General features: G+C 75.0%; 13 protein-coding genes. 8 read left to right on the plus strand and 5 right to left on the minus strand.

Annotated elements, in window-relative coordinates:
- Both ACZ462_RS07165 and ACZ462_RS07170 read left to right on the plus strand, forming a co-directional pair.
- Window positions 1–423, plus strand: a complete 423-nt coding sequence (locus tag ACZ462_RS07165; RefSeq protein WP_467804917.1) for an organic hydroperoxide resistance protein — start codon at window positions 1–3, stop codon at window positions 421–423.
- A 68-nt stretch (window positions 424–491) separates the two neighbouring features.
- On the plus strand, window positions 492–1,439 hold the full coding sequence (locus ACZ462_RS07170) for an EI24 domain-containing protein (protein WP_467804915.1): 948 nt from the start codon (window positions 492–494) through the stop codon (window positions 1,437–1,439).
- A gap of 4 nt (window positions 1,440–1,443) precedes the next feature.
- On the opposite strand, the gene ACZ462_RS07175 is transcribed toward ACZ462_RS07170, so the two are convergent.
- Window positions 1,444–2,328 carry an NAD(P)-dependent oxidoreductase gene (locus ACZ462_RS07175; RefSeq protein WP_467804914.1) on the minus strand — a complete coding sequence of 295 codons (885 nt, stop codon included), beginning with the start codon at window positions 2,326–2,328 and terminating at the stop codon, window positions 1,444–1,446.
- A 97-nt stretch (window positions 2,329–2,425) separates the two neighbouring features.
- On the opposite strand from ACZ462_RS07175, the gene ACZ462_RS07180 reads away from it, so the two are divergent.
- Entirely contained in the window at window positions 2,426–2,776 is a 351-nt protein-coding gene (locus ACZ462_RS07180; protein WP_467804912.1) for a winged helix-turn-helix transcriptional regulator, read from the plus strand.
- 57 nt (window positions 2,777–2,833) lie between these two features.
- Here the strand turns inward: ACZ462_RS07180 and ACZ462_RS07185 are convergent, their stop codons facing one another.
- Window positions 2,834–3,553, minus strand: a complete 720-nt coding sequence (locus ACZ462_RS07185) for a PaaI family thioesterase (RefSeq protein ID WP_467804911.1) — start codon at window positions 3,551–3,553, stop codon at window positions 2,834–2,836.
- A gap of 131 nt (window positions 3,554–3,684) precedes the next feature.
- On the opposite strand from ACZ462_RS07185, the gene ACZ462_RS07190 reads away from it, so the two are divergent.
- From ACZ462_RS07190 to ACZ462_RS07200, 3 genes are all read left to right on the plus strand, one after another.
- Window positions 3,685–4,287 carry a DUF1707 and DUF4190 domain-containing protein gene (locus tag ACZ462_RS07190; RefSeq protein WP_467804910.1) on the plus strand — a complete coding sequence of 201 codons (603 nt, stop codon included), beginning with the start codon at window positions 3,685–3,687 and terminating at the stop codon, window positions 4,285–4,287.
- A gap of 258 nt (window positions 4,288–4,545) precedes the next feature.
- Window positions 4,546–6,237 (plus strand): hypothetical protein, encoded by a 1,692-nt coding sequence (locus tag ACZ462_RS07195; protein ID WP_467804909.1) that lies wholly within the window; start codon window positions 4,546–4,548, stop codon window positions 6,235–6,237.
- A gap of 13 nt (window positions 6,238–6,250) precedes the next feature.
- Window positions 6,251–7,843, plus strand: coding sequence for a DUF2142 domain-containing protein (locus ACZ462_RS07200; RefSeq protein WP_467804908.1), 1,593 nt, complete (start codon window positions 6,251–6,253; stop codon window positions 7,841–7,843).
- Window positions 7,844–7,874: 31 nt separating this feature from the next.
- On the opposite strand, the gene ACZ462_RS07205 is transcribed toward ACZ462_RS07200, so the two are convergent.
- Window positions 7,875–8,588 carry a carbon-nitrogen hydrolase family protein gene (locus ACZ462_RS07205; RefSeq protein ID WP_467804907.1) on the minus strand — a complete coding sequence of 238 codons (714 nt, stop codon included), beginning with the start codon at window positions 8,586–8,588 and terminating at the stop codon, window positions 7,875–7,877.
- A gap of 138 nt (window positions 8,589–8,726) precedes the next feature.
- Between ACZ462_RS07205 and ACZ462_RS07210 the strand changes: the two genes are divergently transcribed.
- Entirely contained in the window at window positions 8,727–9,377 is a 651-nt protein-coding gene (locus tag ACZ462_RS07210) for a hypothetical protein (protein ID WP_467804906.1), read from the plus strand.
- 82 nt (window positions 9,378–9,459) lie between these two features.
- Here the strand turns inward: ACZ462_RS07210 and ACZ462_RS07215 are convergent, their stop codons facing one another.
- Window positions 9,460–10,359 (minus strand): SGNH/GDSL hydrolase family protein, encoded by a 900-nt coding sequence (locus ACZ462_RS07215; RefSeq protein WP_467804905.1) that lies wholly within the window; start codon window positions 10,357–10,359, stop codon window positions 9,460–9,462.
- Between the two features lie 250 nt (window positions 10,360–10,609).
- Here ACZ462_RS07215 and ACZ462_RS07220 point away from each other — a divergent pair, with 250 nt between their 5' ends.
- Window positions 10,610–11,104, plus strand: a complete 495-nt coding sequence (locus ACZ462_RS07220) for a DUF3145 domain-containing protein (RefSeq protein ID WP_467804904.1) — start codon at window positions 10,610–10,612, stop codon at window positions 11,102–11,104.
- A gap of 72 nt (window positions 11,105–11,176) precedes the next feature.
- On the opposite strand, the gene fabF is transcribed toward ACZ462_RS07220, so the two are convergent.
- Entirely contained in the window at window positions 11,177–12,442 is a 1,266-nt protein-coding gene (gene fabF / locus ACZ462_RS07225) for a beta-ketoacyl-ACP synthase II (RefSeq protein ID WP_467804903.1), read from the minus strand.
- Window positions 12,443–12,501: the final 59 nt, after the last annotated feature.

Here is a 12,501-nt window from a genome sequence, read left to right on the forward strand (position 1 = left end):
ATGTCCATCCAGCAGTCCGATGTCCTCTACACCGCCGTCGCCACCGCGGAGAACGGCCGTGACGGCCGCGTCGCCACGGACGACGGCCGGCTCGACGTCGTGGTGAACCCGCCGAAGGAGCTCGGCGGCAACGGCGCCGGCACCAACCCGGAGCAGCTGTTCGCCGCCGGCTACAGCGCCTGCTTCCAGGGCGCCCTCGGCGTCGTCGCCCGCAACGAGAACGCCGACGTCTCCGGCGCGACCGTCACCGCGCAGGTCGGCATCGGCAAGAACGACGACGGCTTCGGCCTGATCGTCAAGATCTCCGCCGTGATCCCGAACGTCGACGAGGCCAAGGCCAAGGAGCTCATCGAGAAGGCCCACCAGGTCTGCCCGTACTCCAAGGCCACCGCCGGCAACATCACCGTCGAGCTCGCCGTCTGACCCGGCTCGCGCACGCACAGGGCCGCCCCCCGGTTCCGGGGGGCGGCCCTCGCCGTAAGCTGGACCCCATGCGTGATCTTGCGGGGGGATTCGGCCATCTGCTGGCCGGGCAGAAGTGGGTGTTCCGTCACGGCCGCTGGCTGGGCTTCGGCCTGCTGCCCGGCCTCGTGACGCTGGTGCTGTACGCCGGCGCGCTCGTCGGCCTCGGCTACGGTGCCGACGACCTGACGGCCTGGGCGACGCCGTTCGCCGACGACTGGGGCTCGCCCTGGCTCGGCCTCTTCCGCGGCTTCCTGACCGGCCTGGTCTTCGCGCTCGGCCTGTTCCTCGCGGTGATCACCTTCACCGCCGTGACGCTGCTCGTCGGCCAGCCCTTCTACGAGTCCCTCTCGGAGGAGGTCGACCGCAGCATCGGCGGCGACGCCCCCGAGTCCGGGCTGCCGCTGGCACGCGAGCTGTGGATCTCCGCCCGGGACAGCGTGAAGGTGCTGCTGCGGGTCGCGCTCTTCGGGATCCTGCTCTTCGCGCTCGGCTTCATCCCCGTCATCGGGCAGACGGTGATCCCGGTCATCGGGTTCTGCGTGTCCGGCTTCTTCCTCGCCGAGGAGCTCACCGCCGTCGCCCTCCAGCGGCGCCGCGTCGAGTTCAAGGAGCGGCTCGCGCTGCTCCGCGGCCGGCGCGCGATGGCCCTCGGCTTCGGCGTCCCGCTGGTGCTGCTGTTCCTCGTGCCGGTGGTGGCGGTCTTCCTGATGCCTGGCGCGGTGGCCGGGGCCACGCTGATGGCGCGCGAGCTGCGGGGCGAGGACGCCGAGGGCGGGGACGCGGAGTCCGCCGGGGGCGCTGCGGGCGGGGCTCCCGCCGGGCAGCCGGGGCCGTCGGCCCCGAACCCGTACGCGCAGCCCTCCCCGCAGCCCCCGGCCGCACCGCAGGGGAACCCGTACGGGCAGGGCGTCCCGCCGCAGGCGAACCCGTACCGGCAGGATCCGCCGGCCCCGGACAACCCGTACCGGCAGTAGCCGCCTACCGCTTCAGCAGGGTGATCGCGCCCGCCGTGTCCTCGGCGGCGTGCACGCCCCCGCCCGCGGCGAGGCGGCGCCGCATCAGCTCCACGTACGGCAGGATCAGCTCCGCACTGACCCCCTGCTCCTCGGCCGTCCGCAGCAGCGTCCCGGTCGCCGCGACCTGCATCGCGAGGTTCGAGACCACCCCGGTCGTGAAGTCCCGCGAGGTCAGGCGCTCGGCGGCGTTGCCGACGAAGAAGCCCATAGCGCCCAGCCACTCCGACAGCAGCGGCGCCAGCTCCTTCGGGGCGACGTCCTCGCCCTCGATCAGCGCGAAGGCGTGCGAGATGCCGCCGAACATGCCGTACATGGCGCTGAGCAGGGCCACGTCGTACAGGGCGGCGTGGCCCGGGTCCTCGCCGACGTAGCGGACGGCGGCCGGGACCTCCAGCGTCGCCCGGTGCGCGTCGACGAGCGCGCGGGAGCCGCTGTAGAGGACGTACGCGCCCGGGTTCCCGATCATCACCGGGGTCGCCATGATCCCGGCGTCGACGAAGCGGGCCCCGCGCTCGGCGGCCCACGCCGCGCGGGCCCGGCCCTCGGAGGGCCGGCCGGTGGTGAGGTTGACGAGGTCCTTGCCGGCCAGGTCGACGCCGTCGAGGGCCGCGCCGACGCTGGCGTCGTCGAGGAGGCACACCACGACGAGTGCGTTCGCGGCGACGGCCTCCGCGGCGGTCGCGGCGACGGCCGCGCCCTCGCCGGCGAGCGCCTCCGCCTTGGCGGCGGTGCGGTTCCAGACGGTCAGGGGGTGGCCGGCGGCGAGCCAGGTGCGGGCCAGGGCGGTGCCCATGTCGCCGAGGCCGAGGAGGGTGAGGGGGCGCTGTGCGGGAGTCGTTGCGGTCATGGCGAACAGCCTGGTCGCGGGGTGACGGGTGCTCAAGTACGCACTTAGAAGTGGGTGGTTACCCTGGGGTGAGCGAACAGGCGGGGAGGGGTGTGCGATGGCGGGGGCGCGCAGGCCGGGGGCGGACCACTGCGGCATCGCCGCGGCGATGTCCGTGATCGACGGGAAGTGGAAGGTGTCGCTGCTCTGGGAGCTGGAGCAGCGGCCGCGCCGCTTCGGCGAACTGCGGCGGCTGGTCCCGGGGGTGTCGGAGAAGGTCCTCGCGGCGCAGCTGCGCGAGCTGGAGGCCGACGGCCTCGTCCACCGGCAGGCCTACGACGAGGTCCCGCCGCGGGTGGAGTACTCGCTGACCCCGTCGGGCCGCCGGCTCAACGCGGCCCTGGAGCCCCTGGGCGAGTGGGGCGCCCTGAACCTCCTCCCGCCCGCCGGCGCGGCCGCCACGGCCTGACCGGCCGCGGAGCCCTGTCCGGCGGGCCGGGGGCGGCGGTGATCGGCCGGACGGGCCCTACGCCCGGGGCTCCACCCAGAGGGCCTCGGCGAACGCGCACAGGTCGCCGTCCGCGGTGGCCAGGGCCGTGCCCACGCGGTACTTGCGGCCCTCGCTGCCCAGGAGCCATGCGTACGAGACCAGCCGCGAGCCGATCGGGACCGGCCGCAGCAGCCGCGCGGTCAGCGAGGCCGTGACCGCGCCGGCCCGGCGGTCGTCCAGGAGGCGGCCGGCGGCGTTCCCGGGGCAGTCCAGGGCGCCCCACAGCAGCTCCGGCGGCAGCATCCCCTCGGCGTCGCCGACGCCCGGCCCCGGGGTCCAGGCCGAGGCCACGAAGGGGGTGCCGGGGACCCGGCCGCAGTGCAGGCGGAGCCCGGTGTCCGGGGTGCGGTGCAGGCCGCAGCCGAAGCAGTCGACCATGCCGTCCGGGGGGTCCGCCCGGTAGGCGTCGGCCGCCGCGGACGCCTGCTCCCACGACGGGGCGGGCGGTGCCTCGACCGCCGGCTCGGCCGGGGCCGCCGCGGCGAGCAGGGTGTCGCCGCCGGTCAGCTCGGCGCCGCCCGCCGCGGTGGGGGCGAGCCGCACGGGGGAGTCGGTGGGGACGGGCCTGCGGAAGTCCACCCGTACGGTCTTCGCGGCGGACCTGGCGGCCAGCACCCCGGCGACGTATCCGCCGAAGGCCACCCCCGGGTAGCCGCACAGGCGGGCCGGAACCGTGATCGTCTCGAAGTCGGTCATGCGTGACACCCCATCACACGGGGCGGGCCCCGCGGGAGGGGCGGCAACCTTTGCCGCAGCCCGATCGTCCTCCATTCTGGAGCGACGCGCGCCGCGCGGCGCGCACAGCAGGTGGTCTCGGAGGTGGCCGGATGGCCCAACAGCAGCCGTGGGGGCAGCAGTACCCGGCGCACCCGCAGAAGTACGGCCCGCCCGCGGCCTGGCAGCCGGCGCCGGCTCCCGCCGCGGCGGCCGGGCCGTTCCCCGCGTCGGCGATGCGCGCCTCCCACACCGACCGCGACCGCACCGTGGACGTGCTGAAGGCCGCCTTCGCGGAGGGCCGGCTCTCCCACGAGGAGTACGGGCAGCGCTTCGACGCCGCCTCCCGGGCCCAGACGTACGGGGAGCTCGCCCGCCTGGTCGCGGACCTCCCAGCCGGGCCCATGCAGGGGCCGTTCGGCGCCCTGCCGGCCGCCCTGCCGCCCGTGTTCGCCGCGCACCCGGCGCCCCTGGCGATGCCGGTGCCGGAGCGGCGGGTCAACGGGCTGGCCATCGCGTCACTCGTCATGGGGGTGATGACCCTGCCGACCCTCGGGGTCTCCGCGCCCGGGGCCGTGATCACCGGCCACATCGCCAGGGCGCAGGTCCGGGCACGGGGCGAGGAGGGCGCCGGGATGGCGGCCGTCGGGCTCGTCCTCGGCTGGCTCGCCATGGGCGGCTGGGTGCTGCTGGTCCTGCTGGCCGCTGCCGCCTGACCTGCGCCGCCCGCCGCCGCTCCCGGCTGCCGCCCGCCGCCGTACGGCCACCCCCGAGGCCCCCGCAGCGCTCCGGGGCGGACCGATAAGATGCACGGCAGCACAAGCCGAGGCTGTCCCTGCCGTCCCCGGTCCGCCGCCCGAGCCCGGAGCACCGGACGCCCGGGCCCGGAGCCGGGCAGTGGCTTGCCCGGCATCGACGGCCGGCCGCCGGGCCGCGCACGGCCGCGCACCGACCGAGCAGTAGGGACACCGTCAGTGACAGTCAGTACCGAGGGGCCGGCGCCCGTGCGCCCGGATCACCCGCACGTGCCGTCGGCCGCGCCCGCTGCCGCGCCGGCGCCGGCGGTGCGGCGCGCCCTCCGCTCCCGCGGCGCACTCCTGCTGCTGGAAGCGGCCGTCGCCTTCGCCGCGGCCCTCGTGCTGCCCCTGCTCGCCCGCGGCTTCAAGCTCGACCCGCTGAACAGGATCGCCCAGGTCAGCGGCCTGGCCGCGCTCCAGCTGCGGTTCGCGCTGCTCGGCCTGGTCCTCGTCGCCGCCGTCGTCCTCGCGATGCGGCTGCGCCGCGGGCGCCACTTCGACCTGGCCGCCCGGCTGGCGTCCGCCGGCATCGCCGGCCTGGCCGGCGGGTTCGTCGCGGCCGGTGCCGTCGTCTCCCTGCTCGGGACGCCGTGGCCGATGTTCGGCCTCAACGGCGACAGCGGCCGCATCGTCGAATGGGCCCACGCCGTCGCCAACGGCCGCCCGTCCGGCTCACCGGTCTACCCGCCGCTGCCGCTGTACACGCTCGGGTACTACGCCGAGTGGTTCCACGGCGGGAACACCGCCTACGCCTTCAAGGACCTCCAGATCCTCGGCGCGGCCGCGTTCGGCCCCCTCGTCTACCTGGCGTGGCGCCTCCTGCTGAGCCCGGTCAGGGCACTGGCGTTCGGGGTCGTGCCCGCGTTCGCGCTGATCGACGCGTACAAGCCGTACAGCCAGACCGTGCTCGTGCTGCTCGTGCCGGTGCTCGTGGCCATGGTCGTCTCGCTGCGCCGCAGCGGCACCGACGGCTGGCGGCCGCTGCTGCTGAAGGGCGCCGGGTTCGGCGCGCTGCTGGGCGTCCTGTTCCTCACGTACTCGGGCTGGTTCCTGTGGAGCGCGGGCGGTGTCTTCTTCGCCGCGCTGCTGTACTTCCCCTGGAAGACCGGCCGGCTCAAGGGCGCCGCGTTCATGGGCGCCGCACTGGGCGCCTTCCTGGCGGTGGCCGGCCGCTACCTCGCGGTCATGCTGACGGAGGGGCAGACCACCAAGGACTACAACTTCCGGTTCGACAACTTCACCGACCCGGCGTACTACCTGATGTGGCGCACCGACATGCCCGGCAAGGTGGGCGACTGGCCGCCGCCGGGCGAGTACGGCGGGGTGGGGCTGTTCGCGCTGGTGACCTTCGTGTGCCTGGGCGCGGCGATCTGGCTGGGCCTGCGCAAGCCGATGGTCGTGACCATCGCCGCCATGTTCGTCAGCGCGTGGGTGATGCGCATGTACATCGCCTCGCACATGTACGAGACGCAGACCGTGCAGCTGTACACGCGCACCAACAACCAGCTGCTCTACTGCGGTCTGATCCTGTGCGCCCTGGTGGCGCACCTGGTGTCGCTGCGGCTCGCCGGACGGCGGCCCGACGGCACCGGCGAGGCCGCCCCGGCCGCCTCCGCCCCGCGGCGCGCCGCCGGGCTCCCCGGCCGCGAGGGCGCCGTGATCGGCACCCTGTGTGCGCTCCTGCTCCTGCTCGGCACGGTCTCCTCGTCGATGGCCGACCGCTACATGCCCGCCCAGGACGGGACCTACCGGATCCTGCCGTACGTGTCGCACACGATCCGGCAGCAGGACGGCGAGTGCCCCCGGTTCGCTCCGAAGGGCGAGTGCTCCGAGGACGGCGACCAGACCTGGCTGAGCTACGTCCGATGACCCGAGGGAAGCGATGATCTCCGCACTGACGCGGCTGGCCGACCGTGCGGCCCGGAGCCCCAAGCGGCTCTGGGCCGTCTCCTTCGCGCTGTTCTTCACGCTCGCCGCCTCATGGTCGGCGGCCACCCCGCTCGGCGGCTCGCCCGACGAGCACGCGCACCTCATCCGCGCGGCGGCCGTCGCCCGGGGCCAGATCAACGGTCCCGAGGTGATGGTCCCGCACGTCGTCGGCGGCATCGAGGGCGAGTTCTCCGAGACCGCCGTCCGCCTCCCCGACTGGTACCGGCAGCTGCCCACGCAGCACGAGTGCTACTCCTGGGACCAGGAGAAGCCGGCGTCCTGCGCCCCGCCGATCAAGGGCACGGGGAAGACCGCCGAGGCGACGACCGCGGCGGGCCGCTACCACCCCGCCTACTACCTGGCGACGGGCTGGCCGAGCCTGCTCGCCGACGGCAACGCCGGGCTGTACCTGATGCGGCTGCTGTCGGCGGCGCTGTGCTCCGCGCTGCTCGCGAGCACCGTCGTGACGGCCGCCGAGTGGCGCCGGCGCCGCGGCGCGGTCCTGCTCGGCGTGTTCGCCGCGGCCACCCCGATGTCGCTGTACATGACGGGCATGGTCAACCCCAGCGGCGGCGAGATCGCCGCCGGCATGCTGGTGTGGACCGCCCTCCTCGCCGTCATGGCCTCGCCCGACCCGCGCCTGCTGAACCGGCGCCTGGCCCGGATCGGCATCGGCGGCGCCGTCCTCGTCAACATCCGCCCGCTCGGGCTGATCTGGTTCGCCGGAGCGGTGTTCTTCGCGCTCTTCCTCCAGGAGCGCGGCGTGCTGCGGGCGCTGCTGCGCCGCAAGGCGACGTGGCTGTGGTCGGCGCTGCTCGCCGTGTCCGCGGCGGGCGCGCTGCTGTGGGCGGCCGCCCACCCCGACCACTCCGTGATCGCCGTGCCGAAGTCGCTGACCTGGAAGGAAGCGGTCCGGCAGACTCTCGGCAACACGACGGAGTACGTCCAGCAGATGCTCGGCTACTTCGGCTGGCTGGACACCCCCGCCCCCGCGTTCACCTGGCTGGCCTGGCTCGGCGTCCTCGCCGTGCTGACCGCCCTCGGCCTGCTGTACGGGCGCCCCCGGGAGGTCCTCGCGCTGCTCGGCATGCTGGCGGCGATCGTGGTCGTGCCGGTGGTCGGCCAGGCCTCGCAGGCCGAGAAGCTCGGCATGATCTGGCAGGGCCGCTACCTGCTGCCGTTCGCCGTGGGCCTGCCGCTGATGGCCGTGGTCATCGCCGCCCGCCGGGCCCCCGAGGGCGGGCTCCCCTGGCGCCGGCTGACCGGCTTCGCCGTCGCGGCCCTGGCCGTCGCCGACGCGGCCGCGTTCTTCTGGACGCTGCGGCGCTTCGCCGTCGGCACCGCCGGGCCCTGGATCCCGTACGCCGCGCACTGGGCGCCGCCCGGCGGCTGGGTGCTGTGGGTCGGCGTGCACACGGCCGCGGCGTTCGTGATCGTGCTGCTCGCCCTCGTACGGGACCCCGAGCAGGCCGCCCGGGGCCGCATCCCCGAGCAGGGCAGCGGGCCGCGGCCCGGGCAGCGTGAGCGGGTCCCCGTCGCGGGCTAGGCAAGATCCGAAAGAGGCGGCCCAGGCCCCCTCAGGCGAGTACGTCGGCCAGGGCGAACGAGGGCGTGCGGTCGTCGGCCTCGGCCAGCAGCGTGCCGTCGGGCGCCCACACGGCGGCGCGCCCGCAGCCGGTCCACGGGCCGGCCGGGCCGACGTGGTTGGCGAGGACGACGTACAGGCCGTGCTCCTTCGCGATGCGCGGGTGGACCGCGGCCCGCTCGGCGACCCCGTCCCCGGTGCCGTACAGGGACGAGGCCAGGTGCACCCGGCAGCCGGCGGCCGCCGCGCGCGCGGCGAGCTGAGGGAAGTGGTTGTCGAAGCAGATGCCGAGGGAGAAGCGGATCCCGCCGAGCTCGACGCGCCCGTCCTCCCGGCCGGCCGTGAAGACGCCCTGCTCGTGCCCGTACAGGTGCTGCTTGGCGTACGCCGCCGCGTGCGCGCCGTCCGCGCCGTAGACCAGCGTGGCGATGGCGGGGAGCGGGCCGTCCGTGCGCAGGGCGGCGTTGACCGCGACGGCGGTGCCCGTGGAGCGCAGGGCGTCCAGGCGGGCGTCGTCCGGGCCGGCCAGCCACAGGGCGGGGTCGGCTGCCAGGGCTTCCGTCTCGTAGCCGGTGAGTGCGAGTTCGGGGAACACGACGAGGTCGGCGCCCGCCTCCCGGGCCCGCCCCGCGAGGGCGGCCGCGCGGGCCGTGTTCGCGGCGACGTCGGCGGGCACGCAGGTGAGCTGGGCTGCGGCGATCTTCATGGGCGACAGCATGCCGGAGCCCGCCCCGCGCCCCGCGGCCGGGGCCCGGCGCACACCGCACCGGGGGTCGACGTGCGGTCGCGGCGCCGCGATGCTGTAACGGTCCGTGCACGCTTCGGAGTTGACGGAGGCCGGCCGATGCCCGACTGGATCCACCCGGTGCTGACCGGGGCCTTCCTGGCGGTGTCCTACCGCGTGGTGCGCAGCAGCGGCGTCGGGCTGCGGGTGGCCGTGCTCGTCCTGGCCGCCCTGAACGCGTGCCTGCTGTGGGTGGTCGCGGTGGCGGGGCCGCCGTGGGGCGTCCCCGTGGTCGCGGCCGTGTCCCTCGCGGCCGCGGCGTACCACCTGGTCGGGGCGGCGCGCGACGCTGTGGCCCGGCTCCGGGTCGTCGGCCCGCCCGAGTTCCGGGCGGTGGTGCGCCGGATAGCGGACGCCTCCGGGCCGCAGGTGATGGGGGTGTGCGTGCTGTTCACCGGGGCGGTGGCGCTGACCGCGTTCGCGGACGACTTCCGGCCCGAGGGGCGCCAGTTCCGCCTCCTGCCCGGGGCGGAATGCCCCTTCTGCCTGGTCGAGGAGCAGATACGGGACTTCCTCGGCCCCTCCGACCCGCTGCTCGGCGAGTACCGCACGCACCTGGCGGCGGGGAGCAGCCGCCACCTCCTCGTCAGGCGCCCCACGGAGCAGGACCCGTGGTCCGGGCGGCTGCGCGACCGGACCGTCTACCGGGTGCCGCCGGCGGACCGGCGCCCGCCGTGCACCGTCCACGACCCGCTGCTGGGCCGGCGCTGACCCCGCGGGCGGCGGCCGTGCGGCGCGGTGGCCGGAAAACGCCTCCCGCCCACCGCCTGCCACCGCCCGCCACCGCCCGCCGTCAGCGCGGCGGCTCGGCCGAGGTCACCTGTCCGTGGGCCAGTTCCGCGAGCCGCGCCTGGCCGGCCTTGCCCGGGTGGAACCAGTCCCAGCGGCTCAACTGCCCGGTCGTGAAGGGATACCGGAAGACCGCCCCGCCGTCGTAGCGGCACAGCGGATCCTTTCCGCACACCTCGCGGAGCACCTCGTTGTACTCGACCACCCGCGCCCGGACCTGCTCCCGCCGGGCGGTCGCCTCCGCCGCCGGGGACAGCGGGTCCGCGAGCATCGACTGGCAGATCCCCAGCCGCCACACCTGCCGGACCGCCGGCAGGTCCTTGCCCTGCTGCCACAGCCGCTGGAGGTCCGGGATGCTGGAGACGTACACCTGCGAGGCGGGCGAGCCGGCCCGCAGCGCGGCGAAGGCCTTCTCGAAGCCCTCGCGGAAGTCCGCCGTCGGCGTCATCGACGAGGCCGTCGCCCGGCAGGCGTCGTTCGCGCCCACCATGACCGTCACCAGGTCCGGCTTGTGCGCGGCGGCCGCGGTGAGCTGGCCCGCCAGGTCCGACATCCGGGAGCCGGTGGCGGCGTAGTTCCAACTGCGCGTCGCCAGCGCCCCCTCGCCGAGCAGCCGCGCGGCCAGCGAGTGCACGGCGGGGTCGCTGCCGGTGGCCCAGGAGGCCTCGGGGCAGTCCGCGAGGACCGCGCAGGCGTCGAAGCCGCGGGTGATGGAGTCGCCGACGGCGGCGACCGACGCGGGGGCGGTGTTCCAGCGCGGGCGGGCCTCCGCCTGCGCCCCGCGCTCGCCCTCCCCGGCTGCGCCCTCCGCCTGACACCCGGTCAGCACCGCCGCGAGCGCCGCGGCGGCGGCCGTACGGGCGAGGGCGCGGCGCGCCCGGCTGCGGTGGGCGGTGGTGCGCATCGGGTGGGTCCCTCCTCCTCGCCGCCCGCTGTCGCGGGGGCGTCCTGCTGAGTGAAAGCTGTGTACGGGGCGGTTACGGACCGACCGTACGTCACACTGCGGTCCCCGCCGCACGGTAGCTTTTCCCCCGTGGCGTTTCGGCCGCAGGTCCCGCAGCGCAATGTCGGTTGATGTCCGCTAAATTACATCGCGTCACATTCTGTCCGTTTTCAGGAGTTTTTCCCGACCTCGTCCCACCCTGGAGGTCCCGGTGACGACACGTGGAGTTCTGTACGTGCATTCCGCGCCGCGCGCGCTCTGCCCGCACGTGGAATGGGCCGTGGGGGGCGTGCTCGGAGTGCGGGTGAACCTCGACTGGATCCGGCAGCCCGCCTCCCCGGGCACCTGGAGAGCCGAGTTCTCCTTCGTGGCCGAACCGGGGACGGCCTCCAGACTCGCCTCCGCCCTGCGCGGCTGGCACCTGCTCCGCTTCGAGGTCACGGCGGAGCCCTGCGCCACCGCCGAGGGCGAGCGCTACAGCTCCACCCCCGAGCTCGGCATCTTCCACGCCGTCACCGGCCTGCACGGCGACATCCTCGTCCCCGAGGACCGGCTGCGCGCCGCCCTGGCCCGCTCCGTACGCGGGGAGAGCGACCTGGAGGCCGAGATCGCCGCGCTGCTCGGCAAGCCCTGGGACGACGAGTTGGAGCCCTTCCGCCACGCGGGCGAGGGCGCACCCGTGCGCTGGCTCCACCAGGTCGTCTGAGGTCGGCCCGGACGGGAAAGGGGCCCCGCCCGGCGCGTGCCGGGCGGGGCCCCTTTCCTGATGCCGCGGGGATCAGACGCTGCGGAACGCCAGCGTCACGTTGTGGCCGCCGAAGCCGAACGAGTTGTTGATCGCGGCGATCGGGCCGTCGACCGGAAGCTTGCGCGGTTCGCCGCGGACGATGTCCGCGTCGATGTCCTCGTCCAGGTCGTCGAGGTTGATCGTCGGCGGGGCGATCCGGTGGTACAGCGCCAGCACGGTCGCGACCGTCTCGATGCCGCCGGCGCCGCCCAGCAGGTGGCCCGTCATCGACTTGGTCGCGGAGACCGCGATGTGGTCGAGGTCGTCGCCGAGGACCTTGCGCAGGGCCTTGATCTCGGCCGTGTCGCCCTGCGGGGTCGACGTGGCGTGGGCGTTGACGTGGACCAGCTCGGCCGGGTCCAGGCCCGTGTTGTCGAGCAGGTTCTGCACGGCGGCGGCGACACCGCGGCCGGTCGGCTCGGGCTGCGCGATGTGGTGGCTGTCCGCGGACAGGCCCTGGCCCAGCACCTCGCAGTAGACGCGGGCACCGCGCGAGGCGGCGTGCTCGGCGGACTCCAGGACGACGACACCGGCGCCCTCGCCCAGCACGAAGCCGTCGCGGCCCTTGTCGTACGGCCGGGAGGCCTGCTCCGGGTTCTCGTTGTTCTTCGACATCGCCATCATGTTGGCGAACGCGGCGATCGGCAGCGGGTGGATCGCCGCCTCGGTGCCGCCGGCGACGACCACGTCGGCGCGGCCGCTGCGGATCATCTCGACGGCGTAGCCGATGGCCTCGGCGCCGGAGGCGCAGGCGCTGACCGGAGTGTGCACGCCCGCCTGGGCGTTGACCTCAAGGCCGACGTTGGCCGACGGGCCGTTCGGCATGAGCATGGGAACGGTGTGCGGGGAGACCCGGCGCACACCCTTGTCCTTCAGGACGTCGTACTGGTCGAGCAGGGTGGTGACGCCGCCGATGCCGGAGGCGATCACGGCGCCCAGGCGGTCCGGGGCGACGGAGCCCTCCTCGCCCGCCGGGGCGGTGTAGCCGGCGTCGGCCCACGCCTCGCGGGCGGCGATGACGGCGAACTGGGCGGAGCGGTCGAGCTTGCGGGCCAGCGGCCGCGGCAGGACCTCGCTCGGGTCCACGGCGACCGGGGCGGCGATGCGGACCGGGAGGTCGGCGAAGCGCTCGCCCTCCAGGGGCTTCACGCCGGAACGGCCGGCGAGCATGCCTTCCCACGTCGAAGCGCTGTCGCCACCCAGCGGAGTGGTTGCGCCGATACCGGTGACGACCACGGTGCGATTGGTCGGGCTCACAGGAATTCTTTCTCCACGTCTCAGAGGGTGCTGAATGTCACGGCGCCACCGCCGGGTGG

Source organism: Streptomyces sp. NPDC031121, from assembly GCF_055570615.1.